Origin of the sequence: Frigidibacter sp., assembly GCF_030695035.1 — a bacterium.
Taxonomy (GTDB): Bacteria; Pseudomonadota; Alphaproteobacteria; order Rhodobacterales; family Rhodobacteraceae; genus Frigidibacter.
In genome coordinates this window covers 64,297-88,365 of the sequence record NZ_JAUYTT010000001.1, presented here as the reverse complement: position 1 = coordinate 88,365, position 24,069 = coordinate 64,297, and the positions used below count along the sequence as shown (strand labels likewise).

Genomic DNA, 24,069 nt, shown 5'->3' with positions numbered 1-24,069 from the left:
ATGTCGGAGCAGGAACACCTAGGCGCGGATCATGCGGAATTGCTGGCCGCGCTGTGCAAGCTGGACGGCGAAATCGCCGAGGCCGCGGGCCGCGCGATGGCGGCTTGGGCCCCGGCGCTGCAGCGGGAGGAGTTTCGCGGCTCGGCCGAGAACATGGCTGCCTATCTGGCGCTGCGGCAGGCGGATCTGCGCGGCTTCCAGCATCCACTGGCGGCGCTTGGCCTGTCCTCTCTCGGTCGGGCCGAGGGGCATGTGCGCGCCTCGCTGGCGGCGGTGATCGCGGCGCTTGGCCGGATCACCGGCGGCGGTGAGGCGGAGTTCCCACCGGCGGCTGCCTTCGATGCACCCGGCGAGTTGCTGGATGCGCGGCGCGATGCGCTGTTCGGTGGGGCGCCGGACAGCCCCCAGACCCGCATTCTGGTGACGCTGCCGACCGAGGCGGCGACGGAAGACGGTATGCTGGACCGGCTGGTGGCGGCCGGCGCCGATTGCGTGCGGATCAACACCGCCCATGACGGGCCCGAGGTCTGGGCGGCGATGATCGCGCAGACCCGTGCCGCGGGGCAGGCTGCGGGCCGCCGCGTGCCGGTGTCGATGGATCTTGCCGGCCCGAAGATCCGCATCGAGGCGGTGGCGCGGGTGGAGGGCGTGCGGCTGAAGATCGGCGAGCGCTTCGCGCTGGCGACGGATGCGGGTGCGGCACCGGACCTGCCGGTGGCGGTGCTGAGCCATGCCGAGCTGTTCGCGCATATGCCGGTGGGCCAGCCGGTCTGGATCAACGATGGCAAGCTGCGCGCCCGGGTGGTGGAGCGCCCGGATGACAGTTGCGCGATCCTGACGGTGACCGGCGCGCGGGCCAAGGGTGAGAAGCTGAAGCCGGAAAAGGGCGTCAACCTGCCCGGCGCCGATCTGGCGATCCCGGCGCTGACCGATGACGACCGCGGCGTTCTGGGTTTCGTCGCCTCCCATGCCGATATCGTGTCCTTCTCCTTCGTACAGACGGTGGAGGATGTGCAGACGTTGCTGGCAGAGCTGACCGCGCGCTGCCAGGGCCGCGCACTTCCGGCGGTGATGCTGAAGATCGAGACGCCGCTGGCCGTACGCAACCTGCCGCAGATGATCGTGGCCGCGGGCGGGCAGGTGCCGGTGGCGGTGATGATCGCCCGCGGCGATCTGGCGGTGGAGATCGGGTTCGAGCGGCTGTCCGAGATGCAGGAGGAGATCCTGTGGCTGTGCGAGGCGGCGCAGGTGCCAGTGGTCTGGGCGACGCAGGTGCTGGACGGACTTTTGCGCGACGGTCAGGCCAGCCGGGCGGAAACGACAGACGCCGCGATGGGCCAGCGCGCCGAATGCGTGATGCTGAACAAAGGCCAGTATCTGGCCGAAGCTGTGGCCTTCCTGCGCAGCGTCATGGGCCGGATGGACCGGCACCAGGACAAGAAATTCGCGCATCTGGGGCCGCTGAAGACCTGGCGGCTGCCCTGACATCAGTAGGCGTGGGGCTGGCCATCCCAGGTCTCGAAACATCCCGTCGTGGCCATGCTCAGCGCCGCGAAGCGCGCGCGCAGGCCGGCCGCCGCCACCTCCACCGGGATCTCGGCCGAGGGGCCGCCCATCTCGGTCTGCACCCAGCCGGGGTGGTAGATGCCGACGGCGATGCGCTCGGCTCGCAGGTCGGTCGCAAGGTTGCGCCCAAGGTTCAGCGCTGCGGCCTTGGAGGCGCGATAGGCATAGCTGCCGCCCGGCGCGCGGGTGTGCGAGGCCATCTGGCTGGAAATAATGGCGATCCGCGCAAGGCCATCTGCGGCAGCGGCGCGCAGGTTCGGCAGCAGCGCCTGCACGGTGAGGAATACGCCGGTCACGTTCACCGCAAAGCTCTCGGCCCAGATATCGGCGGGATAGCCATGCTCCAGCCGCTGGCCCTTGTCGGCATAGACGCCAGCATTGCAGATCAGCGTGTTGATCGGCTGCCCCGCCAGCCGCGCCGCGAGTGCCTTGGCGCTGGCCGGGTCGGTCACGTCGAGCGGTTGCCAGCCCGCGCCCTCGGGCAAGGCGCCACGGGCGGTGCCGATGGTCTCGGCGCCCTCGGCAATATAGCCGTCGAGCAGGGCACGGCCGATTCCGCGGTTCGCGCCAGTGATCAGGATCGTCATTAGGGTAGTTCCTTCAGGGTGCCGTGCGGGGCTCGGGTCAGTTGGTCTTGCGGCCAGGCATGAAGGGCAGCGGCGCTACCGGTACGCCATCCTCGATCAGCTTCTTCGCCTCGTCCAGCCGCGCCTCGCCATAGATCGCGCGGCCCGGGGCATCGCCGTCATGGATTGCGCGGGCTTCGGCGGCAAAGTTCATGCCGACATATTCCGAGTTCTCCTCGACCTTCCGGCGCAGCGCCGCCAGCGCCTCTTCGGCCGGATTCGCGGGGGCGGAGAGCGGGCGCGGAGCAGGCTCGGCCTCGCCGGCCTTGCGGGCCGGCCGAACCGCGGGGGCCATCAGCGACTTGGTCACCTCGGTCGCGCCGCAGACGGTGCAGGACACAAGGCCCGAGGCTGTCAGCCGGTCGAAGGCGTCGGCCGACTGGAACCAGCTTTCAAAGCTGTGGTCTTTGGGGCAGGTCAGGGCGTAGCGGATCATGCAAGATACTCGGGGCCCGCGCAGCGGCAGGCTGGGCGGATTACTCAGACGTAACGGTTTGATGGCGAAATTCAAGCGGTGGCGGGGGGCGCTCTCAGGCACCCGCCGCGGGTGGCACGAAACCGGCGAGCATCTGCGCCAGATCTGGCTCTGCCACCTTCAGCGCCGCCTTCTCCGGGGTGAACCATTTGCGCCGGCGCTGGCCTTTTTCGGGGAACTGCCCCGCAAGCCGATCCACCCGCAGCGGATAGACCTCGACCATGCAAGGCACCGCCGTCCGCGGGCCAAGCGCCTTGGCGTAGGAATAGGCACCCTCTGGCACCTCGGCAGCGTGACCCTGCACGCCCGCCTCCTCCCAAGCCTCCTGCGCCGCGCATTCGGCCGGGGAGCGGCCGTCCATCGGCCACCCCTTGGGGATGATCCAGCGGCCCGTGTCGCGGCTGGTGATCATCAGGATCTGCAGCTTGCCCCGCTGCGCCCGGTAGCAGAGCGCGGCATATTGCACCCGCTGCACCAAGGTGAAGGCGGGAGTTAAGCCTTCCGATGACCCCAGATGGGCCAAGATCCGTCCTGCGAGTGTCATTGCTGCCCGATTCCTGGCGGCCCTGCCGTTCGGCACGTTGCGCCACATTCAAAACATAGCACGGATGATGCGGAATGCGACGGGCCAGCCTTGCGCGGCGATGAATAATCTTCGGGCTGCACAGGAAATAGGCGGCGCTGCCGCTGTTGCGACGGCTTGGGTCAGGGTGCGGGCGGGAGGGCCGTTGGGCAGGCGGACAGGATCGCCGCGCGAAGCTGGTCACGCGCGGCGTCGCCCGCCGGGGTCAGCGCGTGGCGTGCGGCGGCGGCAAGTTGCGCCTGCTGGTCCGCGTCCAGCGCTGCCACCGCTGCGGCAAGGCCGGCGGCATCGGTGACCTCTTGCGCGGCGTCCGCTGCGGCCAGCGCTCTATAGGCCTCGGCGGCATTGCCGGTGTAGGGGCCGTGGAGGATGACCGAGTCCTGCGCGGCGGGTTCAAAGGGAGTGTGCCCGCCCTTGTCCACCAAGGAGCCGCCGACGAAGGTTACCCCCGCCAGTGCATACCACAGCGGCATTTCCCCCATCGTGTCGGCCAGCAGCACCGGTGCCTGCGGCCCGGGTGCCTCGGCCAGAGACCGGCGGGCGAAGCCAAGGCCCGCGGCGGTGATCAGGGCTGCCACCTCCTCCGCCCGGCGCGGGTGGCGCGGGGCCAGGATCAGGCGGCGCGCGGGATCGGCCTGCCAGAGCTGCACGAAGGCCTCCAGCACCGGTGCTTCCTCCCCCGCATGGGTGGAGGCGGCGAGCAGGGTGCGGGGGCGGTCGAAGAGCGGGGCGAGGTGGCGAAGCTCGGCAGGGGGAATGGCGGGGGCAAGGCCGGCCTTCAGGTTCAGCGCCGGGCCGATGCGGTCCGCGGGCAGCCCCAGCTGGCGGAAATGCGCTTCGGAGGCGGCATCCTGCGCGCTGAGCAGGTGGATGGCCTGCACCAGAGGCCCGGCCAGCGAGGGAAGACGCGCCCACCGCCGGGCGCTGCGCGCCGACATCCGCGCGCCGATGACCAGCACCGGGATGCTGGCCTGCGCGCAGGCGGCCAGGCGGTTCGGCCAGAACTCGTTCTCCACCACCACAAGCGCCGCGGGCCGGGCGCGGGCGAGGAACCGGCGCAGCACCAGCCGGTGATCGAGCGGGGCAAGCGCGGCCGTCACCCCTGGCAGTGCCCAGCCTTCGACCATCTCGCGGGCGGTCAGGGTGTTCGCCGTCACCAGCACTCGCAGCCCGGGCGCTTCGGCGATCAGCGAGGCCAGCAGCGCCCGGGCCGAGGTCAGCTCGCCATTCGACGCGCCATGCAGCCACAGCACCGGGCCTTCCGCCCGCGGTGCTTGCCCAAGCCGCTCGGCCAGCGCGCCCGCAGGCTCGCGCCCGCGCAGGCGGCGCAGGGACAGGCGCAGCACCAAGAGCGGGGCAAGGAGCGAGACGAGCAGGCGGTAGAGGAGCACGGGGCCTCCGGCGGCAAGGGGGCCTTGTGGATCGGGCCCGATGTCGGCAGGTTTGCCGCGAAACGCCGCCCGAGGGAAGGGCCGCGGGCAAATGGCGGGGCAGGGGCATGGCGGGATGGGGAGAGTTTGCGGCGGCGCTGGCGGTATTTCTGCTATCGCACGCGCTGCCCTCGCTGCCGGGCGCGCGGGGGTGGCTGGTGGCGCGGATGGGCAAGCGGGGCTATGGCGCGGCGTTCGGCCTTCTCTCGACGCTGCTGCTGGTCTGGCTGGTCGTGGCTGCGGGCCGCGCGCCGCTGGTGCTGATGTGGGATCAGGCGTCGTGGATGCGGTGGGTGCCGAATGTCGTGATGCCGCTGGTCTGCGTGCTGTCCGCGCTGGCCATCGCCGCGCCGAACCCGTTCAGCTTTGAGGGTCGGGCGCGGGGCTTCGATCCCGCCCGGCCGGGGATTGCCGGGCTGACGCGGCATCCGCTGCTGTGGGCGCTGTTGCTTTGGGCGCTCGCGCATCTGCTGGTGAACGGCGATCTGGCGCATGGGGTGCTGTTCGGCGGCTTTGCGGCGATGGCGCTGGCCGGGATGGTCTTGCAGGACGCGCGGCACCGGAGAGCGTGGGGCGCGGCGGAGTGGGCGCGGCTGTCGGCGCGGACCTCGGCGCTGCCCCTCGCGGTGGGGCTGACGGGCCGGCCGGGGCGCGGGGCGCTGCTGCGTGTGGCGCTGGGGTTGCTGGTCTGGGCTGCGCTGTGGCATCTGCATCTGCCGGTGATCGGCGTGAGCCCGGCGCCTTGAGCTTGACACAAGCCCCCGCGCGGCATGGCATCGCGGCAGCCCTTGCCGGAGTCTGCCCCTGATGATCCTCGCTGCCCTCTGCCCTGAAGACACTGCGGAGTGCGACAGCGCGCTTGCTGCGCTGGCGGATCAGCTGATCGGCCAAGGTCGCCGCGCCGTGGGCGCCGTGCAACTGCCGCAAGGCGATGCCGCGACCCGCTGCATGGACCTGCGGCTGCTGCCCGGCGGCAGGGTGCTGCGCATCTCGCAAGACCTCGGCCCCGCGGCGCAAAGCTGCCGGTTGGACCCCGGCGCGCTGGAAATGGCGGTGGCCACGGCCGAGGCGGCTTTGGCCGCGGCGCCGGCCGACCTGCTGGTGGTCAACCGCTTCGGCCAGCAAGAGGCGGTCGGTCGGGGCTTTGCGGCGCTGATCGGCACTGCGCTGGAGGGCGGCGTGCCGGTGATCGTCGGCCTGTCGCCGAAGTTTCACCCGCAGTTCGTGGATTTTGCAGGCGATCTGGCCGAATGGTTGCCCGCCGACCCCTCGGCGCTGATGGCCTGGTGGGCGCGGGCCGGGATTTCGGCCTGATGGCGTGACGCGGGCGGCAGATGGGTTAGAAGCTCGACTGCCGTTTCGTTGGCTGCAGCGTGAAATCGGGAAAACCGCCGCATTCTCCATGCCATCAGGCCCGACTGACATGCCGCCAGCATCATCGCGGACCTAACGCCGCCTGCCGGGAGGGGTTCCGCAACGGCACGGCGGACAAGGTCTGGAATTTGTGCGGCCTGTCTTGATACCCACCAAAAGTCATCCATATACCATCCACACGGATGGAGAAATGGCCATGGGCGACGTGAGACAGCTTCGCGAGAAGCAGACCGACAGCGAGAAGATCACAATCAACCTCGGGTTTGTGGACCTGGGCCGCATCGACCTGCTGGTGCAGGAAGGCTTCTACTCGAACCGCAGCGACTTCATCCGTACCGCGATCCGCAAGCAGCTGGATGGCCACGGCGAGACCGTCGAGAAATCGATAGAGCGGCACACGATGGAACTGGGCCTGCGCGACTATGGCCGCGCCGAGTTGGAGCGGCTGCGCGCGGCGGGCGAGGTCCTGCATGTGCGGGTCGTCGGGCTGGCGCGCATCGGGTCGGACGTGACCCCCGAGCTTGCCTTGGCCACCATTGGCTCCATCACCGTCCTCGGCGCGCTTCAGGCGCCCGCGGACATCAAGACCGCCCTGGCCGACCGCATCCGCTAGCGCCCCCTTACAAGGACTGACACCATGATCGATTTCCCGAACGGCGTTTGGCGCAAGGCGACCGGGGCCGCGCGCAACCTGCGGCTCTCCGCGGCGCAAGACCTCGTCACCCGCACGCTGGCCCAGCACGGGCTGGTGCCGGGCAGTCCGGACGCACCGGCTCCCGGCCCGGCAGACGCTTCGGGTCCGGCTGGCTTGCCCGCCGCGCTGGCCGCCATGCTGGCTCGCAAGCCAAAAGGCCCGACGGCCGCGCCTGCCGCAACTCCGCCCGGGGCCAGCTTTGCCGAGGGCAGCTTCTCCTGTGCTGCGGGGAGCCGGAATTACCGCACCTATGTACCCGCCTCGGCACAGCAGGGCATCTCCGGACTGATCGTGATGCTGCATGGCTGCACCCAGACGCCCGAGGACTTCGCCGCTGGCACCGGCATGAACGCGCTGGCAGAGCAGCACCGACTTGTCATCCTCTATCCGCAGCAGTCGCGCGGCCATAACGCCCAGTCCTGCTGGAACTGGTTCAGCCGCGGCGACCAGCGGCGGGACCGGGGGGAGCCTTCCATTATCGCGGGCATGACCCGTGAGGCCATCGCCCACCACCGCGTCCCCGCGGACAAGGTCTTTGTCGCCGGCCTCTCGGCCGGAGCAGCGATGGCGGTGATCCTGGGCGAGACCTATCCGGATCTCTACAGCGCCGTCGGCGCGCATTCCGGCCTGCCGATGGGGGCGGCGTCGGACGTGCCCTCGGCCTTTGCCGCGATGGCCGGGCAGGGCGCGGTGGCCCCTGTCACGGGGCCTGCCATGCGCACCATCATCTTCCACGGCAGCGCCGATGCCACGGTTCATCCGTCGAACGGCGAAAAGATCGCCCAACACGCGCTGGACCGCGGCCCCCGGCAAAGCCTGCAGACCGAGGATCAGGGCACATCGGGGGGCCGCTCCTTCCGCCGCAGCACGACGCTTGGCGAGGGTGGCACCGAGTTGGTCGAGCACTGGGTCGTCGAGGGGATGGGCCACGCCTGGTCCGGCGGGCAGCCGGGCGGCAGCTATACCGATGCGCAGGGCCCGGATGCCAGTGCCGAGATGATCCGGTTCTTCCTTGCGGGTCGCGCCGCGCAATAGGGGCAGGGCACCCGCAAAGCTGCACGGCGGCGCGCCTTCCGGGGCGCGCCATATGCCGCATCCTGCAAATATGCCTGCATGATGCAACTTTGTACCCCGCACAAAACTTGGCTGGGTTTTCACAGGACTGTCACCTCGGGTTGCTAGCGGTCGGGGCCCATGCCCACGAACAACCAAGGTCCCCAATGAACGCTAGACTCAGCCGCCTGTCGCTTTTTTCCCTTGCCCTTTGCGGGTTTGCTGCGGGCCTGCCGCTGGTGGCACAGGCGCAATCGGCCTGTGTGCCTGATGCGCCCCTGGCCGGGGACAGCGTGGTCTGCGAAGGCGCGGGCGACGGCATCCGCGATGATGGGCTGGACGGTGTCACGATCAGCGTGGCGACCGGGGCCGTGGTGTCGAATGCGACCGAGATCGCCTTCGAACTGGACGATGATGTCACCCTGACCAATGACGGCACCATTTCGTCGGCCGGGGACCATGCGGTCCAGCTCGACAATGGCGGCGCCATCACCAATACCGGCACCATCGAGAGCACCGACCTCGGCGAGAGCGACGGCATCAACGCCGACAATGATACCAGCATCATCAACTCGGGCACGATCACCGGCACCGATGAAGGCGTGCAGATCGAGGAAGACAGCACCGTTGTGAACTCGGGCACCATCACCGGCGGCGACCGCGGCATTGATGGTGAGTTCAGCGGCATCCGCATCACCAACTCTGGCAGCATCACCGGCGTGGAGAGCGACGGCGTGCGGACCGGGGCGGATGCGCTGGTCGAGAACAGCGGCACCATCACCGGCGGCGACGATGGGGTGCAGGTGCGCGAGAACAGCACCGTCATCAACTCCGGCACGATCACCGCGCTGGCGGCCGAAGGCATCAACGCCAACCGGGATGGGGTGCGGATCGAGAACTCCGGCACCATCATCGGCTTCGATGACGCGGTGAACCTGGCCAACGATGCCTATGTGCTCAACACTGGCACCATCCTCAGCAACGGAACCGATCAGGACGGGGTCGACCTCGACAGCGGCACCGTCATCAACCACGGCACGATCAGGTCGCTGGCGCTGACCGATGGCGACGGGATCGACTTTGACGAAGGCGCGACCGGGGCCGGCTTCGTGCTGAACACCGGCCTGATCGAGGGCGCGCGCGGCGTGAATGCGGATGACCTCGACACGCAGTCCCAGACCGTCACCAACTACGGCACCATCATCGGCCACAGCGGCATCGCCATCTCGCTGGCCGGGGGCGATGATGTTCTGGAACTGGCGACCGGGTCGCAGATCATCGGCGCGATCGATCCTGGCACCGGGACCGATACCTTCCGCCTGCTGTCGCCGGTGCAGGGCGCCTTCAGCTTCATCACTGCGCCGGAGATTTTCGATGCCGGCGGCAACCCGTTCATCGCCTCGGCCGACGGGCTGTCGGCAGTCGCCGCGGACCCCCGTGTCATGTCGGCCGGCGACACACTGGCGGCGCGCGGAATGACCTCGGTTCTGGGCAATGCGCTGGAACTGGCGGAAGGCGCGCCGGGCTTTGCCGCGCTGCTGACCTCGACCGGGGAGCGTGACGAGATGGAAGGCGTCCTGCGCTATGGTTTCGAGCTTGAAGGCGGCACGGTGCTGTCGTTGATCGGCGGCCTGATGTCGGGCGAGACCGAGAATATGCCGGGCGGCGTGGACGTGGACTATTCGATGGCCCTTGTCGGTCCGGCGGCAAGCCGGGATGTCGGCGCGGCGCGGGCAACCGTCCTCGGCTTCATCGGGACCAGCGAGACGGAATATGACGCGGCGGCGCATGTTGGCGGGGGCGGCACGGCGGATGGCACGCTTTACGGGGTCGCCGGGCGCTTCTCATACGGCGCCGGGCAACTCGGCGCCCCTGGTCTGGACCTCGCGCTCTCGGGCGGGATCGGCTGGCACGACATGGGTGACTTCAGCCTCTCGACGCTGGGGAAATTCGACGGCCGCACCCCGCGCACCGGCTTCGCCCGGGTTGAACTCGGCCAGAGCGTGGAGCTTGGCGCCGGCACCCTGCGCGGACTTGTCCGGCTGACGCATGTGTCGGGTGCGGGCTACGAGTTCACGCTGCGCGCGCTTGGCGGCAGCACCAGCTTTGACGGAACCGGGCTGGACAGTGACACCATCGGCGGCATCGGCGCGGAATACCTGCAGCCCATCGCCGGCGGCAGCACCCTGCGCCTGCGGCTGGTCGCCGAGGGTACGGACGAAGACGACATGGCCGTCGGCTTCGGCATCGGCGTGACCTTCTGAGACGGGCCTGACGACCTTCGCAAGCAGCAAGCGGCCTCTGCACAACGGGTGTAGGGGCCGTAGTCTCTGAACTTACTGGCTTGCGTACCTGCTGCAGGTCTGCGGCAAAGTGCCGGTCTATCCGGCACTGGCCAGTCCACCCCCTCTGTAACGGGCTGATGATCATCATCTTCAGGGCCGTTGCAATTGTCGCAGCGTATATGGGGCTTTGACGGTCAATTCGCCTACGTCAGGTCTGCTCATGTCACACGCCCGTCACGCCGGGGGGGTAGAGACTGAAGTCATTCGAATGACTCAGGGTATTGGGCGGAATGGGACGGGAAAACTGGAAGATCATCCGTGACCGGATCTCGGCGGATATTGCCGGGGGCCAGTTGTTGCCCGGGGCACAACTGCCGACGGAAACGCAACTTTGCCAGTCGTTTCAGGCGGGACGGCATTCGGTGCGCCGAGCGGTTGCGGCCCTCGCGGTAGAGGGCAAGCTGCGGGTGGAGCAGGGCCGGGGTACCTTTGTTCAGGCCGCCCCGCTGATCAGCTATCACATCGGGCGGCGCACCCGGTTCCGCCAGAACCTGCTGGCGCAGGGCGTCTTTCCGACCGGAGAGCAGATTGCCGATGATATCGTGCCTGCCCCCGCGCGCATCGCCGCAGCACTCGGCCTGACCGAAGGCACCCCGGTGTATCGCCTGCTGCGCCGGGGTCTTGCGGACGGGGTGCCGATCAATATCGGGCTGTCCTTTCACTGCGCGGAACGCTTCCCGGACCTTGCCGCGCGGCGGAAGGCGGGAGAGTCGGTGACAGACATCTACCGCAGCCACGGCATTGCCGACTATTTCCGCAAACGCACCATCGTGTTCGCCCGTCGCCCGGATGCCGAGGAAGCCAGCCTTCTGATGCAGCATCCGGACCAGCCGGTCATCGTGCTGCAAAAGACCGACGTGGACGCAGAGGGCAAGCCCATCGGCTATTCCGAGGCGGTCTGGGCCGGGGACCGGGTGCAGTTTTCCTTCGACAGCCTCGACGAGGGTGCAGGCGCTCCGGAAAGCTCTTCTGATGTTTGACACCCGCAAAGACGTGCAGCCGGTCCTTGATCACGCGGACCTGCTGGGCCTGCTGGCCCGTGCCGATGCGGCGCGGCTGGCCGCATTGGCCGAACGCCTGCTGCCGGCGCTTGGTGCGATCGAGGTGGTGCAAAGCCGGACCGGGTTAGTGATGCTGCCGATGCGCGACACGGTGCAGGGCACGGACTTTCACCTTGGTGAGGTACTGGTGGCCGAGGCCCATATCCGCGCGGCTGGCACCGAGGGCTATGGCATGATCGTCGGCCGCGATCTGGAGCGGGCGATGGCGATGGCCGTGGTCGATGCCGCCGCCAGCTTGGGCCAGACGGCCGAGATCAGCGCTTTTGTGCAGCATGAGGCGCAGGAGATCGCGGCCGCCGACACCGCCCGCCTGCGCGAGATCGAGGCCACGCGCGTCTCGATGGAGACATTCTGATGACCCAGCTTGCGGCCGTTCCCGTGCCCGATGCCTTCGAGATCCGCACCAATGCCACCTTCGAGGCGCTGATGCTGGCCCTGTCGCGCCCCGGCTCGGCCCACTCGCTTCCCGCCCCCGGCATGGCCGGTCTTGCCGAGACGCTGCTGGACCGCGAATGTCAGGTGTTCTGCGATGACCCGGCGCTGGCGGAGATCTGTGCGGGGTTCGGGGCAGCCCTTGTTCCCGCGGCGCGGGCCGATCACCTGTTCCTGTCACTGGACACTCCCGAAGGGTTGGCCCTGCTGGAGCAGGCGCCGGTCGGATCGGCGCTTTATCCCGACGCGGGGGCAACAGTGATTGCCAGCGCGCGGCTGGGGGCGGGGCAACGCCTGCGCCTGACCGGGCCGGGGATCGAGACGTTCACCGACATCGAACTGGGTGATCTTGCCCCCGGGCTCTGGCCGCTGCGGGCCGCGCGCTGCCGCTATCCCGCGGGCTTCGATCTGTTCCTGATCTGCGAGGGCCGGGTGATCGGCCTGCCGCGATCCACCACAATCGAGGTGCTGTGATGGCCTATGTGGCAACCCGGGGCGGCGAGCGAGCCATCGAGCAATCTGAACGGCTCTACCGTGCGGAACTGGGCAGGATAGATGCGGCGCGGGTCACGGCCGTTCGGCAGACCCTGCCCATGCTGATCGACCGGGTGATGGGCGAGGCGTCCTTATACGAACCTGATCTGGCCGCGCTGGCCCTCGCGCAGTCGGGCGGCGATCTCTACGAGGCGGTGCTGCTGTTGCGCGCCTGGCGCACGACGCAGCCGCGCCTTGGCATTGCCGAGCCGGTGGAGCAGGAGCAGTTGGTCACCCACCGCCGGATCTCGGCGGCGTTCAAGGACATTCCCGGCGGGCAGATCCTGGGGCCCAGCCTCGACTACTCGCACCGACTGCTGGCGACCGGCGTGCTGCAGGGCCACCCGTTCGAGCCCCGGCCGGTGGAGCCAGCCGCCACCCCCGCGCCTGCCCGGCAACCCTCGCTGGCAGCATGGCAGAAGGCGCAGGGGCTGGTCGCCGATCCGCCGCGGGCCGAGGTCGCGCCCGACGACATCCCGGATCTGACGCGCGAGCCGCTGCTGTTTCCCGCCGCGCGTGCCCATACGCTGCAAAGTCTTGCCCGCGCCGATACCGGAGGGATGCTGGCCCTAGGCTATTCCGCGATGCGCGGCTATGGCAATGCCCACCCCACGGTGAACGAGCTGCGGCTGGCCGAGGCAGAGCTGCGCGTGCGCCATCCGCGCGGGACGGTGTTTTCGGCCGGCCGGGTGAAGGTGTCACAGGCCGAGGTCATGGCCAAGGGCAAGTCCGGCCTGCTGGAACTGGGGTTCTGCGCGACGCTTGGCTGGAACGAGGTCAAGGTGATCTCGGGCGCCACGCTGGACCTGAACGCCCCCGGCGCGGCCAAGGGATCGCCGGTGGAGGAGGAATTCTTCCTTTATCACACTGAGCCGGTCGAGGCCTCGGGCTTCTGCATCCACTTCAAGCTGCCCCACTATGTGACCTTCCAGTCCTCGCTCGACGCCCTGCGCGGGGCCCGCGGTGCCGCTGCCCCGATTCCGGAGCAGGCCCCCGAACCTGAAGAGGTCACAGCATGACCATCGCCACCCTGACAAAGCCGTGGCAGGCGTTTTCCTATGGCTTTCTCGACGCCTCGGCCAAGCGCGAGCTGCGCCGCAAGATGCTCAAGGCCATCGCCGTGCCCGGCTGCCAGATGCCCTATGCCAGCCGCGAGGTGCCGATGGCGCGCGGCTGGGGCACCGGCGGGTTGCAGGTGACGCTGACACTGCTGAAGCCATCCTCGGTGGTGAAGGTGATCGACCAGGGCGCAGATGACAGCGTCAACGCCGCCTCGATCCGGTCGTTCCTGTCCAAGGTGTCCGGCGCGGCCGAAACCTGGGACACGCTGGCCGCCACCCTGATCCAGAGCCGCCACCGCATCCCCGAGGAACGGCTGCGCGCCGATCAGGTTCTGGTGCTGCAGGTGCCCAACCCCGAACCCTTGCGGCCGGTGGAGCCGAACATGTCGGTCGCCCGGCAGATGCATGCCGATGCCGATTACGGGCGGCTGTGGCTGATCCTGTATGAGCAGATCGTGCGCTCGGGCCGGATCATGCAGGGCGCGTCCTATCCGGCGCTGGTCAACGGGCGGCATGTGATGACGCCCTCACCCATCCCCCGCTGGGATCTGCCCAAGCTGCATATGGCGCAGCACCTGACCTTCCTGTCGGCAGGGCGCGAAAAGCGGCTCTACGCGGTGCCGCCCTTCACGCGGGTGGAACCGCTGGTGTTTTCAGACGTGCCCTACAAGGTCGAGGATCATGCCGCGCTGACCTGCCACCGCTCGGGCGTCGCTGGCTACTTCATGAACGAAATCCCGCAAGACGGCGGCGGATCGGTGTTCGAGCTGTCGGACAGCCATCTTGGCATCAAGGCGATCCGCCGGCGCGATGGCGAGGATGTGGCCCTGGGCGCCACCTGGTACGAAAACGGAAAGATGCCGCGATGACCGCTGCCCTTGCCTTGCGCGCCCCGCAACTGATGACCACGCCGCCCTTGCTGACGATGACCGGCGTGTCGCGCCGCTATAGCGATGTGGTGGCGCTCGATGACGTGTCCGCCATGGTCTATCCCGGCGAGGTGCTGGGGATCGTTGGCGAAAGTGGGTCGGGCAAATCCACCCTGCTGCGGATGATGAACCTCGAGGATACGCCGGATGCGGGCGACTATCGCCTTGCGCTGCCGGGCCTGCCCGGCAACCTGTTCGAGCTTGACCGTTTCGCGCGCCGTATGCTCTGCGCCACCCGTATCGGCATCGTCTACCAGAACCCGCATCTGGGCCTTCTGATGAAGAACAGCTCCAGCGGCAATGTCGCCGAGCGGCTGCTGATCGCTGGCGAGCGCAGCTTTGCCGCCCTGCGCGGCCGCGCCCGTGAGGCGCTGAACGCCTCGGAATTCCCGCTGGAGCGGATGGATGCGCGCCCGATCGAGCTGTCGGGCGGGATGCAGCAGCGGGTGCAGCTGGCCAAGGCGATTGCGCTGGAACCGGCACTGCTGCTGCTGGACGAGCCAACCACCGGGCTTGATGTCTCGGTGCAGGCGCTGGTGCTGGATACGCTGAAGCGGCTGCAACGCGACCGGGCGATCACGATGGTGATCGTGTCCCACGACCTGGGCGTCATCCGCACCATGGCCGACCGGGTGATGGTGATGCGCCGCGGCCGCGTGGTCGAACAGGGGTTGGCGGACCAGATCTTCCAGGACCCGCAGCACGACTACACCCAGCAACTCGTCCATGCGAAACTGTGAGGTTGCCATGATCCCTGTTCTTCAAGTCGAGAACCTGGCCAAGCATTTCCAGATGCACCATCTGGGCCAGCGGCTGCACGCCTTCGACGGCATCAACTTCACCCTGCACGCGGGTGAGTTCCTGTTGCTGCGCGGGCCCAATGGGGTGGGGAAATCCACGCTGCTGCGCACGCTCTACCGCAGCTATCTGCCGCGCGCCGGGCATATGTGGTATCACACCACCGAGGGGCGGATCGACCTTGCGGTGGCGGCGGATGTGGACATCGCCCTGCTGCGGCGGCGCGAGATCGGCTTTGTCACCCAGTTCCTGATCGCCCGGCCCCGCGTCGCGGCCGAAGATATCGTGGCCGAACCGCTGCGCCGGGCGGGTATCCCTGCCGCTGAGGCGACCGAGGAAGCCCGGCGCTGGCTGGCCGAGTTCGGCGTGAAGCGCGACCTGTGGCGGGCCTATCCCACCACCTTCTCGGGCGGCGAGCAGCAGAAGGTCAACCTCGCCCGCGCGCTGATCCTGCCGCAGCGGCTGCTGCTGCTGGACGAGCCCACCGCCTCGCTGGACGCGGGCGCGCGGGCGGCACTGATCCGGCGGCTGGCCGACCTGAAGGCGGCGGGCGTGGCGATGATCGGGGTGTTCCACCATCCCGGAGACGTGGCCGGGCTGATCGACCGCGAGATTGAACTGACCGCACAAGAGGTGCCCGAAGATGTGGCTGTCTGATTTTCGCGTTGTCACCCCGGGTGCGGTGATCGAGCGCGGCTCTGTCCGCATCGAGGCGGGGCGGATTGCCGAAATCGCGCACACCCCGATGCCGGGTGCCGCGATGACGGGCGAAGGCCTGCTGCTGATGCCCGGCTTCGTCGACATGCATGGCGACATGGTCGAGCGCGAGGTGGAGCCGCGCCCGAATGTGCGGATGCCGATGGAACTGGGCCTGCGTGATCTGGACCGGCGGCTGGCAGCCGCGGGGGTCACGACGGCCTATGCTGCTGTCAGTTTTCATCCCGGTTCGGCCTATGGCCATATCCGGCATTTCGACAATACCTCGGCCATCATCCGGGCGCTGAAAGCGATGGGCGATGTGCTCAAGGTGGATCACAAGGTCCATGCAAGGTTCGAGATCACCTTTCCCGATGCGCTGCGGGTGGTCGCGGGGCTGATCGCCGAAGGCGCCGTCGATCTGGTTTCTTTGACCGACCACACGCCTGGGCAGGGCCAATACCGGGATCTGGAGGCGCATGTCGCGCGGATCGCCCGCGACAAAGGCCTGACCCAGGCTGAAGCCGAGGGCGAAATCACCCGGCGGATCGCCGAGAAACAGTCCACCGCAGGTGACATGGCCGCGACCCTGCGCGCGATTTCCGCCACCTGCCGCGCGCATGGCGTGGCGCTGGCCAGCCATGACGATGACACGGTGGAGAAGGTGGCGCTGATGCAGGCGCTTGGCGCCGGGATCAGCGAGTTTCCGGTGACGGTGGAGGCCGCGACCGAGGCGCGGGCGCGGGGGCTGGCGACTGCGATGGGCGCGCCCAATGCGCTGCGCGGCATGTCCTACTCGGGCAACCTGTCGGCACGGGACGCGCATGGCGCGGGGCTGCTGGACATCATGGCCTCGGACTACCACCCCTCGGCGCTGCTGCCGGCGGTTCTGGAACTGGCCAAGGCAGACCCGCACGGGCTTGCAGGGTCAACGCGGCTGGCCACGCTGAACCCGGCGCGGGCGCTGGGGCTGATGGACCGCGGGGCGATCGCCCCGGGGATGCTGGCCGATCTGCTGATCGCCGATGACAGCGGCATCGGCCATGTCCGCGCCACCCTGCGCGGCGGCCGCAAGATCTATTCCGACGGATCGGTCATGCTGGCGCGGGCGGCGTAGCCGCCTGTCAGCTGCCCGGCGCCCGTATCTGTCAGGCGCTTCGCTTGCGGGCCCATTTTGCGGTGGTTTCCCATTCGATCCGCTGCGGCGTGTCGCCAAGTTTCTGGGCGGCGCAGATCGCGTTCAGATCGGCCATCACGCGGGTCAGCCCGATCCGGCGCACCACGGCCCAGAGGGTGGAGCGGGTCAGATACAGGTCGATCAGCCCCCGCGCGGTCAGATGACTTTCCCAAGCATAGGTGCAGGACCGGGCAGCCATGAAACCCGGCACCTGCGCCAGATCGCGGATCACGGGTTCCTTGCGGGCCTCGCGCAGCGCAATGTCGCTGATCCCGCCCGATTGTTCCTCGATATAGCGGTCAAAGGCCTGCACCACGGGTGAGGGTTTGCGCCGATTGCGGATCAGCCCCAGCACGCCCCCGGGGGCCAGAATGCGCTCTGCCTCGGCAAAGAAACGGGGCGCGTCCAGCCAGTGAAAGGCCGTACAGGCCACCACAAGCGAGGCAAAGCCCGATGGCAGATGCATCTCCTCGGCTGTCGCATCGGAGACCTGCACCTCTGGCGCTGCCGAGAACCGGCGTGCCAGCACGCGCCGCATGTCGCGGCCCGGTTCTATCGCCACGATGGACCAGCCGGGGCCGATGGCTTCGCGCAGCGACAGGGTGGAATTGCCCGGCCCGGCGCCAACGTCCACGGCAATGCGCGTACAGCAGCGGATGTCGCGTGTCAGGGCGCGGAACGCCTCGAGCGGATAGCCGGGGCGATGCATCTCATACTGCTCGGCCAACCCGTCAAAGCGATCCTCTGCATCCCGCATGGCTACCCCGCCGCGACCGCGCCATAGGCGGCACGGCCTTTGACAAAGCAGCTGCGCACCACGGGCGGATGCCCGTCGGGCCAGTCCAGAAGCACAAGGTCCGCGCGTTTGCCCAAGGCGATTTCGCCCCGATCCTGCAGGCCGAGCGCATCGGCAGGATTCGCCGCAACCAGCTTCCACAGGTCGGCCAGCGTGCCGACCCCGTCCGCCTGCAGGCGCGCCACCGCCGACAGCATTGCGGGGTAATAGTAATCGGAGGCCAGAATGTCGCAAAGCCCTGCCGCGACCATGTCGGCCGCCCCCGGCGAGCCAAGATGGCTGCCCCCGCGCGCCGCGTTTGGGGCGCCGAACACGATCCGGTCGCCTGCCTCACGCGCCGCTTTGGCCACTGTGAGGTTCATCGGAAACTCCGAGATCCGGGCGCCGTGGTCGCGGTAGAAAGTTCGCGTCTCGGGCTGGCTGTCATCATGGCTGAGCATCGGGGCGCCTTTGGCCCGCGCCCTGGCCCCGGCTTCGGCGATTGTGGACGGAACCTCGGCGCGGCGCATCCAGACTGTCCGCATCAGGGCGATGAAGTCGGCCACCGCCATGCCGGACCGTTTGGCGCGAGGCGCCATCTTGGCGGCGAAACCCGGGCTGTCCATGTCCACCACCGGAAAGGCGGGGTCATGGTCAAAGGGCCGGTTCTGGATCGGAACCGAGGGGTGCAGCACGCCCATCGTCATGTGGTCGTTGAAGGCCAACGCGGGCAGAAAGGGACCGTTCAGGGCTGTGTCGATCAGCGGCAGGGCCTCGAAACAGAACGTCTCCCACCGCAGTTGCACGCGGTTCTCGACAGTCAGGCGGGGGGCAAGGGCGGCAAGCGCCTCCACCACCGCGCGCCCGGTGCCGACCGAGCGGAGGCCCGGTTCCCAGCTGAGCGTCAGGGCATGATAGGCGGTGGCAATGCCGTTGGCCGCCAGTTGCCGGTCGGTTTCCAGCAGCGCGGCCTCGACCGGGATCATCACCCCGGGGCGGGGCATCAGCTGCCGTTCAAAGGCGTCGCCGTGGATATCGACCATCGCGGGGGCAAGGATCATCCCGCCCCCGTCGATGACCCGCGCCCCATCGCGCGGGCCGTCAAGGGCCGCAATCACCCCGCCCTCGACCCGGATGGCGACCTGCGCCACCCGGTCCGGCAGGATCACCGAGGCCCCTTCGATCACGAAAGGCTGCATCACAGCCGCTCCAGCACCAGATGCCAGTGCCACGAGCCGGGGGTTTCGTGCTCGCGGTCTTCCAGCCGGAACACCTCGAAGGCGGAGAACAGCTCCAGCAGGTCGCGGCCGGTGCAGAAGTAATGCGGGTGAACCTTGTCGCCCGGCCCCTCGAACACCCAGGTGTTGCGCGAGATTTCGCGGCCGGGGGCCTTGGCCAGCTCCACCGGGATCCGGCGGGCGGACAGCATGGTGCCAAGGAAGGTGCCGCCGGGCTTCAGCACGCGGGCAATCTCGGCAATCGCGGTGCGCAGCACCTCCTCGTCGCCATGATAGATCACGTTCCACGACAGCACATGGTCGAAGGTGCCATCGGCAAAGGGCAGGTCGGTCATCATGCCGATGCGGGCATCGACGGTCAGGCCTTCGGCGGCGGCAATGCGGTTGATCTCGGCAATCCCCTCAGGCGCGGCATCCAGCGCGGCTACGGCAAAGCCCTGCCGCGCCAGCGCCAGCGCATGCCGCCCGACGCCGGCGCCCAGATCCAGAACCCGCGCACCCTCAGGCAGGGTTTCTGCGAAGGTCATCACCTCGGCCTCGGGCTGCTCCCATTTCGTGGTGCCATCGGCCCGCGCCCATTCCTCGCCCCAGAACTCATGTGCGGTATCGGTCTTCATCGTGCCTGTCCCATGATGGCGGCGCGCAGCATGGCGCCGATCTGTTCCACCCCGATCACCACCACCGCGATCATCAAGATCACGGTCATGGCCGTAGGATAGTCGAAAAGGTCAAACCCCACCTTCAGCTCGATCCCGATGCCACCTGCGCCGACGAGGCCAAGGATGGTCGAGGAGCGCACCGCCTTTTCCAGCCCGAACAGCGAGGTGGAAACAAAGGCCGGCAGCGCGGCGGGGATGGTGGCGCAGGCGGCAATGTCGAGCCGCCGCGCGCCGGTGGCTGTCAACGCCTCGGCCGGGCCTGGGTCGGTGTTTTCCATGTCATCAGCGAAGAAGCGGCCGCAATAGCCGATGGTGTCGACCACGATGGCCAGCATCCCGGCAAAGGGGCCAAGGCCCACCGCCACCACGAAGACCAGCGCCCAGGCCAGATCCGGGACGGCGCGGATGAAGCCAAGGATGGTGCGCACGGCCAGGCTGACCCCGCGCCCGACCAGCACCCCCCGCGCCGCCAGCAATGCCACCGGCACCGACAGCACGATGCCGATGGCGGCCCCGGCAATGGCGATCTGCAGCGTCTCGACCATCTTCCAGGCCAGCCGGTCAAGGTTGTGGGTCGAGGGCGGCCAGGCCCGATCAAAGAAATCGGCAAGTTTCGGCGGTGAAGAGATCAGCCGGTCGGCCGACCAACCCGCCCCCTCCAGCGACCACAGGATGATCAGAACGACCGCGAGGTAGCCCAGAAAGCCGCCGGCGCCCGGCCGCGCGAAGCGCATGGGAAGGGAGCGATCAGACATAGAGCCTCGCCATATCCTGCGCCGACACGTCTCGGGCGCGTGCATCGATTGCGATCCTGCCGCCCTGCAGGCCCAGGATCCTGTCGCCATAGCTCAGCGCGTGCTGAACATTGTGCGAGGTGAACAGCACGGTGACGCCCTCGCGCTTTACCAGCGAGATGAACAGCGCCATCACCTCTTCGCCCGCCTGCGGGTCGAGCGAGGCACAGGGCTCATCCGCGACCAGAAAGCGCGGATTGCCCACCAGCGCCCGGGCAATCGCCACCCGCTGGCTTTGCCCGCCCGACAGCTGGTCGGCGCGGCGCAGGGCGAGATCGGCCAGCCCCACCTTGTCCAGCGCGGCGAACGCCGCCGTCCGCGCCGCGGCGGGGGCTAGCCCCTGCACCCAGTAGCGCGGCCCCGAATGCCGGCCAAGCAGGCCGTGGATCACGTTGGACAGCACCGACAGGCGGGGCACCAGGTTGTGCTTTTGCCCCACCAGGCCGGTGCGGGCCCGCAGCGCACGGCGCGCGGGCCCCTTGATCGTGACCATGTCCTGATCCAGCAGCGACACCCGGCCGCTGTCGGGCGTGATCAGGCCCAGACAGCAACGCAGCAACGTCGATTTGCCGGTGCCGTTGGCCCCCACCAGCGCCACGCATTCGCCGCGCCGGATGCGGAACTCCAGCCCCTCGAACACCGGGCGGGCCTTGCCGAAGCTTTTGGCAAGGCCCGTCGCCTGCAGATCGGTGACCGTCCCGGTCAGATGTGTGGCCGGGTGGTCAAGTGGCATCGCTCATTCACCCAGGAAGGTGTCGAACTGAGGATAGCCCGCGGTGGTGTACATCGAGCGGACGCGATTGTAGGAGGCGTCCTCGATCGTCACCAGGTCCATGCCGACATATTTGTCGTTCTCTTCATGCTCGGTGATCGCGGCGATGATCTGGTCCTTATTCTCGATGATGCTGTCGCGCACCAGCGCCTGAACCTCGGCGGGCACATGTGCGCCGACCAGCAGCATGTCGTTCGGCAGATCGCCCGACCGCGCCAGCACCTTGAAGAAGCCGTAGGGGACCGACGTGTCCTTGCCGCGGGCGCCGTTGATCCAGCTGCCTTCGTTGATGCCGATGGCGGCCACGTCGCCGCCCTTCAGCGCCTCATGCGCGATGTTGGTCGAGGTATGGACCTTGTCGATCTCGGTCACCGGATCGACGCCGTAATCGGCCATCAGCTGCATCGGGCACAGCATGTTCGAGGTGGAGCCGATATCGCCGAAGGCCACCTTCTTGCCCTTCAGGTCGTCCATGCTGTCGATGCCCGCATCGGCGCGCACGATGATGGCACAGCGGTAGTCGGGGCGGCCAAAGCCGATCAGCGGCGTGGCCTTGGTCAGCGTGTTGATGATGATGTATTCGGCCGGGCCGGTGACCACGAAATCCACCGTCTCGCCGCGCAGCGCCTCTGCCGCGGCAGAGCGCGAGGAGACGGGGAAGAACTCGAACGTATGGCCGGTCGCAGCATCGAGAGCGGCCTTGAACGGGCCCCATTCGGCCTGAAGCCGCTCCAGACCTTCCACATCGGTCACGGCGATATTCCAGGTCTCGGCAGAGACGGCGGTAACACCAAGCATGGCAAGGGCGGTGCCCAGCATCAGGGACTTCAGCGTCATGTCAGTCACTCCGGTGAGAATTGGTTCGGATGATTTCTACCGGTGCCGGGTGACGCCTATTGGACTGCTCCGTGAATTTCGCATCGCAGTGATGTGACGGATTGATGACGCATCGAGCGGGCAGCCTGCTTCGGCGATCTGGCAAGTGCCTGAAAGCATGAGAGATTGGTGGGCGGATACCGGGGGGCACGGCTGAGGTATTGTTTTCCGTGGGACAAGTTGGCGCAGTATCGGCGGCTGGCCCGGCGGAAAAACAGGTGTTTGGTAAAAGGCCCTTGAAAACGCTGGATTTTCCGGCTGGATCGTCACAAATCCGTCAAGAAAGCGGTGCGCAACATTCATTCGGATGATGCTGCCACGTCGCACGTTCCATCCAAAACCGCCGGCATGGAACAGCACACCCTTTCCCTCTCCGGCCTTGGCCGCAGCTTCGGATCCACCCGCGCGGTGGATGCCGTTACTCTTGATATACGCCCAGGCCAGTTCGTGGGCGTGATCGGCCGGTCAGGTGCCGGGAAGTCCACCCTGCTCCGCCTCATCAACCGCCTGATCGACCCGACAGAGGGGCAGATCACCTTTGGCGGCACCGATGTAACGGCGCTGCGCGGCCGTGCCCTGCGGCACTGGCGGCGCGACTGCGCGATGATCTTCCAGCAGTTCAATCTGGTCGAGCGGCTCGACGTGCTGACCAACGTTCTGGTGGGTCGTCTGGCGGATCATGGCTTCGTCAGCTCGATGGCGATGCAGTTCACCGATGCCGAACGGGCCATCGCCATCCGCGCGCTCGACCGGCTGGAGCTTGCGCCGCAGGCCCTGCAGCGCGCCGGCACCCTGTCGGGCGGGCAGCAGCAACGCGTGGCGATTGCCCGCGCGCTGGTGCAGAACCCCCGCATCATGCTGGCCGACGAACCCATCGCCAGCCTCGACCCCGGCAATGCCACCCGGGTGATGGAGGCGCTGCGCAGCATCAACCGCGATGACGGCATCACCGTTCTGGTGAACCTGCACACGCTCGACACCGCCCGCGCCTATTGCGACCGCATCATCGCCATGCGCGCCGGCCGGGTGATGTTCGACGGCACCGCAAGGCAGCTCACCGATGACGTGGTGCGCGACATCTACGGCAGCGAGGGGCTGACCGAGTTCAACGAAGCCGTCACCTCGACCGCCGCCCTGCCCGCCCGCGCGCGGCAGTCTGCCTGACCTCTCTGCCTGATCCTTTCCCGCTTTTCACCTGTAAACCGGAGCCTTCCCATGCGCTTGCTTGCCACGACCGCCCTTGCCGCCCTGATCGCGCTGCCCGCCATCGCGCAGGACTGGAAAACCGACTACCGCATCGTCCGCTTCGGCGTCCTGTCGGGCGAGAACGAATCCGACCGGATTTCCCGCTACACCCCGTTCCAGGAGTATCTGGAAAAGGCCCTGGGTGTGGACGTCGAGATCTTCACCGCTGGCAACTATGACGGCGTGATCCAGGCGCTGGCCGCCGACCAGATCGAGTTCTCGTTCCTCGGCTCCTCGGCCTATGCCGCCGCCTATACCGAAACCGAAGGTGGCGTGATCCCGCTGCTGACCTCGCTGCAGAATGACGGTTCGACCGGCTATTACAGCGTGATCGTGGTGCGCTGCGACTCGGGCCTGACCTCGGTCGATGACCTGAAGGGCAAGACGCTGGCCTTCGCCGATCCCGACAGCACCTCTGGCTACAACGTGCCCTATTACAACCTGGTGCAAGAGGGCTATCAGCCCGAAGAGTTCTTCGCCGCCATCCCGTTCTCGGGCAGCCACGAGGCGGGCGTTGTCGGCGTGGTCAACGGCCAGTTCGATGCGGCCGCCACCTATATCAACAACGAGCAGAACGGCATCCCGCAGCGGATGGAAACCAAGGGCATGATCAAGGAAGGCGAGGCCTGCATCATCTGGACGTCGCCGGAAATCACCTCGGGCCCCTTCACCGCGCGCGCCAACCTGCCGCAGGGTCTGCTGGATGACATGAAGGCCGCGCTGCTTGCCGCGCCGACCGCAGCGCCCGAGGCGTTCAAGGAAATGACCGGCGGCGATGACTCCACCCAGCAGGGCTATGCCGAAGTGAACCATGACCGCTATCAGTGGATCATCGACATGCGCGACTGGTTCAAGGCCAACCGCCAGGGCTGATCT

26 protein-coding genes are annotated in these 24,069 nt (G+C 67.9%); 16 read left to right on the top strand and 10 right to left on the bottom strand.

The annotated features are described in order from the left end of the window. On the top strand, nt 1–1,485 hold the full coding sequence (locus Q8S30_RS00410) for a pyruvate kinase (RefSeq protein WP_305664072.1): 1,485 nt from the start codon (nt 1–3) through the stop codon (nt 1,483–1,485). 2 nt (nt 1,486–1,487) lie between these two features. Here Q8S30_RS00410 and Q8S30_RS00405 read toward each other — a convergent pair whose 3' ends face one another. From Q8S30_RS00405 to Q8S30_RS00390, 4 genes are all read right to left on the bottom strand, one after another. Then, nucleotides 1,488–2,153 (bottom strand): SDR family NAD(P)-dependent oxidoreductase, encoded by a 666-nt coding sequence (locus tag Q8S30_RS00405; RefSeq protein WP_305664071.1) that lies wholly within the window; start codon nt 2,151–2,153, stop codon nt 1,488–1,490. Nucleotides 2,154–2,190: 37 nt separating this feature from the next. Beyond that, nucleotides 2,191–2,628: a DUF1178 family protein gene (locus tag Q8S30_RS00400; protein WP_305664070.1), complete on the bottom strand. Its 438-nt coding sequence runs from the start codon at nt 2,626–2,628 to the stop codon at nt 2,191–2,193. Nucleotides 2,629–2,722: 94 nt separating this feature from the next. Continuing rightward, entirely contained in the window at nt 2,723–3,211 is a 489-nt protein-coding gene (locus Q8S30_RS00395; protein ID WP_305664069.1) for an NUDIX hydrolase, read from the bottom strand. 161 nt (nt 3,212–3,372) lie between these two features. After that, nucleotides 3,373–4,641: a 3-deoxy-D-manno-octulosonic acid transferase gene (locus Q8S30_RS00390; protein WP_305664068.1), complete on the bottom strand. Its 1,269-nt coding sequence runs from the start codon at nt 4,639–4,641 to the stop codon at nt 3,373–3,375. 107 nt (nt 4,642–4,748) lie between these two features. Between Q8S30_RS00390 and Q8S30_RS00385 the strand changes: the two genes are divergently transcribed. The 13 genes from Q8S30_RS00385 to Q8S30_RS00325 all read left to right on the top strand — a co-directional run bounded on the left by Q8S30_RS00385 (nt 4,749) and on the right by Q8S30_RS00325 (nt 16,774). Then, the gene (locus Q8S30_RS00385; protein WP_305664067.1) at nt 4,749–5,426 is read left to right on the top strand and encodes an NnrU family protein; all 678 of its coding nucleotides are present in this window, start codon (nt 4,749–4,751) and stop codon (nt 5,424–5,426) included. Nucleotides 5,427–5,487: 61 nt separating this feature from the next. Further along, nucleotides 5,488–5,994, top strand: a complete 507-nt coding sequence (locus Q8S30_RS00380) for a DUF2478 domain-containing protein (RefSeq protein ID WP_305664066.1) — start codon at nt 5,488–5,490, stop codon at nt 5,992–5,994. 256 nt (nt 5,995–6,250) lie between these two features. Beyond that, nucleotides 6,251–6,667: a CopG family transcriptional regulator gene (locus Q8S30_RS00375; protein ID WP_305664065.1), complete on the top strand. Its 417-nt coding sequence runs from the start codon at nt 6,251–6,253 to the stop codon at nt 6,665–6,667. Nucleotides 6,668–6,691: 24 nt separating this feature from the next. Next, complete coding sequence (locus tag Q8S30_RS00370) at nt 6,692–7,783, top strand: PHB depolymerase family esterase (protein ID WP_305664064.1); 1,092 nt, start codon at nt 6,692–6,694, stop codon at nt 7,781–7,783. Nucleotides 7,784–7,968: 185 nt separating this feature from the next. Then, the gene (locus Q8S30_RS00365) at nt 7,969–10,065 is read left to right on the top strand and encodes a hypothetical protein (RefSeq protein ID WP_305664063.1); all 2,097 of its coding nucleotides are present in this window, start codon (nt 7,969–7,971) and stop codon (nt 10,063–10,065) included. Nucleotides 10,066–10,376: 311 nt separating this feature from the next. Then, on the top strand, nt 10,377–11,126 hold the full coding sequence (gene phnF / locus Q8S30_RS00360) for a phosphonate metabolism transcriptional regulator PhnF (protein ID WP_305664062.1): 750 nt from the start codon (nt 10,377–10,379) through the stop codon (nt 11,124–11,126). Next, on the top strand, nt 11,119–11,562 hold the full coding sequence (phnG, locus tag Q8S30_RS00355) for a phosphonate C-P lyase system protein PhnG (RefSeq protein WP_305664061.1): 444 nt from the start codon (nt 11,119–11,121) through the stop codon (nt 11,560–11,562). The genes phnF and phnG overlap by 8 nt, the downstream gene beginning before the upstream one ends. Further along, complete coding sequence (gene phnH / locus Q8S30_RS00350; RefSeq protein WP_305664060.1) at nt 11,562–12,113, top strand: phosphonate C-P lyase system protein PhnH; 552 nt, start codon at nt 11,562–11,564, stop codon at nt 12,111–12,113. The genes phnG and phnH overlap by 1 nt, the downstream gene beginning before the upstream one ends. After that, nucleotides 12,113–13,192, top strand: a complete 1,080-nt coding sequence (locus tag Q8S30_RS00345; RefSeq protein ID WP_305664059.1) for a carbon-phosphorus lyase complex subunit PhnI — start codon at nt 12,113–12,115, stop codon at nt 13,190–13,192. The genes phnH and Q8S30_RS00345 overlap by 1 nt, the downstream gene beginning before the upstream one ends. After that, nucleotides 13,189–14,103, top strand: coding sequence for an alpha-D-ribose 1-methylphosphonate 5-phosphate C-P-lyase PhnJ (locus Q8S30_RS00340; RefSeq protein WP_305664058.1), 915 nt, complete (start codon nt 13,189–13,191; stop codon nt 14,101–14,103). The genes Q8S30_RS00345 and Q8S30_RS00340 overlap by 4 nt, the downstream gene beginning before the upstream one ends. After that, a complete protein-coding gene (locus Q8S30_RS00335) occupies nt 14,100–14,903 on the top strand; it encodes an ATP-binding cassette domain-containing protein (RefSeq protein WP_305664057.1) in 804 nt (267 codons plus the stop codon). The genes Q8S30_RS00340 and Q8S30_RS00335 overlap by 4 nt, the downstream gene beginning before the upstream one ends. 7 nt (nt 14,904–14,910) lie before the next feature. Continuing rightward, on the top strand, nt 14,911–15,618 hold the full coding sequence (locus Q8S30_RS00330) for a phosphonate C-P lyase system protein PhnL (RefSeq protein ID WP_305664056.1): 708 nt from the start codon (nt 14,911–14,913) through the stop codon (nt 15,616–15,618). Further along, nucleotides 15,605–16,774 (top strand): alpha-D-ribose 1-methylphosphonate 5-triphosphate diphosphatase, encoded by a 1,170-nt coding sequence (locus Q8S30_RS00325; RefSeq protein ID WP_305664055.1) that lies wholly within the window; start codon nt 15,605–15,607, stop codon nt 16,772–16,774. The genes Q8S30_RS00330 and Q8S30_RS00325 overlap by 14 nt, the downstream gene beginning before the upstream one ends. 31 nt (nt 16,775–16,805) lie before the next feature. Here the strand turns inward: Q8S30_RS00325 and Q8S30_RS00320 are convergent, their stop codons facing one another. From Q8S30_RS00320 to Q8S30_RS00295, 6 genes are read right to left on the bottom strand one after another with little or no spacing between them, the layout of a single operon-like run. Further along, nucleotides 16,806–17,591: a class I SAM-dependent methyltransferase gene (locus Q8S30_RS00320; RefSeq protein ID WP_305664054.1), complete on the bottom strand. Its 786-nt coding sequence runs from the start codon at nt 17,589–17,591 to the stop codon at nt 16,806–16,808. 2 nt (nt 17,592–17,593) lie between these two features. Continuing rightward, complete coding sequence (locus tag Q8S30_RS00315; protein WP_305664053.1) at nt 17,594–18,808, bottom strand: alpha-D-ribose 1-methylphosphonate 5-triphosphate diphosphatase; 1,215 nt, start codon at nt 18,806–18,808, stop codon at nt 17,594–17,596. Continuing rightward, a complete protein-coding gene (locus Q8S30_RS00310) occupies nt 18,808–19,464 on the bottom strand; it encodes a class I SAM-dependent methyltransferase (protein ID WP_305664052.1) in 657 nt (218 codons plus the stop codon). The genes Q8S30_RS00315 and Q8S30_RS00310 overlap by 1 nt, the downstream gene beginning before the upstream one ends. Beyond that, on the bottom strand, nt 19,461–20,261 hold the full coding sequence (gene phnE, locus Q8S30_RS00305; protein ID WP_305664051.1) for a phosphonate ABC transporter, permease protein PhnE: 801 nt from the start codon (nt 20,259–20,261) through the stop codon (nt 19,461–19,463). Before phnE ends, Q8S30_RS00310 begins: the two co-directional genes overlap by 4 nt. Then, nucleotides 20,254–21,033 (bottom strand): phosphonate ABC transporter ATP-binding protein, encoded by a 780-nt coding sequence (locus tag Q8S30_RS00300; protein ID WP_305664050.1) that lies wholly within the window; start codon nt 21,031–21,033, stop codon nt 20,254–20,256. Before Q8S30_RS00300 ends, phnE begins: the two co-directional genes overlap by 8 nt. Nucleotides 21,034–21,036: 3 nt before the next feature. Continuing rightward, nucleotides 21,037–21,909, bottom strand: a complete 873-nt coding sequence (locus Q8S30_RS00295; protein ID WP_305664049.1) for a phosphate/phosphite/phosphonate ABC transporter substrate-binding protein — start codon at nt 21,907–21,909, stop codon at nt 21,037–21,039. Nucleotides 21,910–22,296: 387 nt separating this feature from the next. On the opposite strand from Q8S30_RS00295, the gene phnC reads away from it, so the two are divergent. Together phnC and phnD are read left to right on the top strand one after the other, a co-directional pair. Then, on the top strand, nt 22,297–23,112 hold the full coding sequence (phnC, locus tag Q8S30_RS00290; protein ID WP_305664048.1) for a phosphonate ABC transporter ATP-binding protein: 816 nt from the start codon (nt 22,297–22,299) through the stop codon (nt 23,110–23,112). A gap of 51 nt (nt 23,113–23,163) precedes the next feature. Further along, nucleotides 23,164–24,066 carry a phosphonate ABC transporter substrate-binding protein gene (phnD, locus tag Q8S30_RS00285; protein WP_305664047.1) on the top strand — a complete coding sequence of 301 codons (903 nt, stop codon included), beginning with the start codon at nt 23,164–23,166 and terminating at the stop codon, nt 24,064–24,066. Nucleotides 24,067–24,069 lie beyond the last annotated feature (3 nt).

Bases quoted from the DNA above. Each gene is read 5' to 3' on its own strand.
- Q8S30_RS00385 (WP_305664067.1), top strand. From the start codon at position 4,749: ATGGCGGGATGGGGAGAGTTTGCGGCGGCGCTGGCGGTATTTCTGCTA.
- Q8S30_RS00395 (WP_305664069.1), bottom strand. From the start codon at position 3,211: ATGACACTCGCAGGACGGATCTTGGCCCATCTGGGGTCATCGGAAGGC.
- Q8S30_RS00345 (WP_305664059.1), top strand. From the start codon at position 12,113: ATGGCCTATGTGGCAACCCGGGGCGGCGAGCGAGCCATCGAGCAATCT.
- Q8S30_RS00310 (WP_305664052.1), bottom strand. From the start codon at position 19,464: ATGAAGACCGATACCGCACATGAGTTCTGGGGCGAGGAATGGGCGCGG.
- Q8S30_RS00295 (WP_305664049.1), bottom strand. From the start codon at position 21,909: ATGACGCTGAAGTCCCTGATGCTGGGCACCGCCCTTGCCATGCTTGGT.
- phnG (WP_305664061.1), top strand. From the start codon at position 11,119: ATGTTTGACACCCGCAAAGACGTGCAGCCGGTCCTTGATCACGCGGAC.
- Q8S30_RS00365 (WP_305664063.1), top strand. From the start codon at position 7,969: ATGAACGCTAGACTCAGCCGCCTGTCGCTTTTTTCCCTTGCCCTTTGC.
- phnE (WP_305664051.1), bottom strand. From the start codon at position 20,261: ATGTCTGATCGCTCCCTTCCCATGCGCTTCGCGCGGCCGGGCGCCGGC.
- Q8S30_RS00300 (WP_305664050.1), bottom strand. From the start codon at position 21,033: ATGCCACTTGACCACCCGGCCACACATCTGACCGGGACGGTCACCGAT.
- Q8S30_RS00335 (WP_305664057.1), top strand. From the start codon at position 14,100: ATGACCGCTGCCCTTGCCTTGCGCGCCCCGCAACTGATGACCACGCCG.
- Q8S30_RS00340 (WP_305664058.1), top strand. From the start codon at position 13,189: ATGACCATCGCCACCCTGACAAAGCCGTGGCAGGCGTTTTCCTATGGC.
- Q8S30_RS00405 (WP_305664071.1), bottom strand. From the start codon at position 2,153: ATGACGATCCTGATCACTGGCGCGAACCGCGGAATCGGCCGTGCCCTG.
- Q8S30_RS00380 (WP_305664066.1), top strand. From the start codon at position 5,488: ATGATCCTCGCTGCCCTCTGCCCTGAAGACACTGCGGAGTGCGACAGC.
- phnF (WP_305664062.1), top strand. From the start codon at position 10,377: ATGGGACGGGAAAACTGGAAGATCATCCGTGACCGGATCTCGGCGGAT.
- Q8S30_RS00315 (WP_305664053.1), bottom strand. From the start codon at position 18,808: ATGCAGCCTTTCGTGATCGAAGGGGCCTCGGTGATCCTGCCGGACCGG.
- Q8S30_RS00375 (WP_305664065.1), top strand. From the start codon at position 6,251: ATGGGCGACGTGAGACAGCTTCGCGAGAAGCAGACCGACAGCGAGAAG.
- Q8S30_RS00370 (WP_305664064.1), top strand. From the start codon at position 6,692: ATGATCGATTTCCCGAACGGCGTTTGGCGCAAGGCGACCGGGGCCGCG.
- Q8S30_RS00400 (WP_305664070.1), bottom strand. From the start codon at position 2,628: ATGATCCGCTACGCCCTGACCTGCCCCAAAGACCACAGCTTTGAAAGC.
- Q8S30_RS00330 (WP_305664056.1), top strand. From the start codon at position 14,911: ATGATCCCTGTTCTTCAAGTCGAGAACCTGGCCAAGCATTTCCAGATG.
- phnC (WP_305664048.1), top strand. From the start codon at position 22,297: ATGGAACAGCACACCCTTTCCCTCTCCGGCCTTGGCCGCAGCTTCGGA.
- phnH (WP_305664060.1), top strand. From the start codon at position 11,562: ATGACCCAGCTTGCGGCCGTTCCCGTGCCCGATGCCTTCGAGATCCGC.
- Q8S30_RS00325 (WP_305664055.1), top strand. From the start codon at position 15,605: ATGTGGCTGTCTGATTTTCGCGTTGTCACCCCGGGTGCGGTGATCGAG.
- phnD (WP_305664047.1), top strand. From the start codon at position 23,164: ATGCGCTTGCTTGCCACGACCGCCCTTGCCGCCCTGATCGCGCTGCCC.
- Q8S30_RS00410 (WP_305664072.1), top strand. From the start codon at position 1: ATGTCGGAGCAGGAACACCTAGGCGCGGATCATGCGGAATTGCTGGCC.
- Q8S30_RS00320 (WP_305664054.1), bottom strand. From the start codon at position 17,591: ATGCGGGATGCAGAGGATCGCTTTGACGGGTTGGCCGAGCAGTATGAG.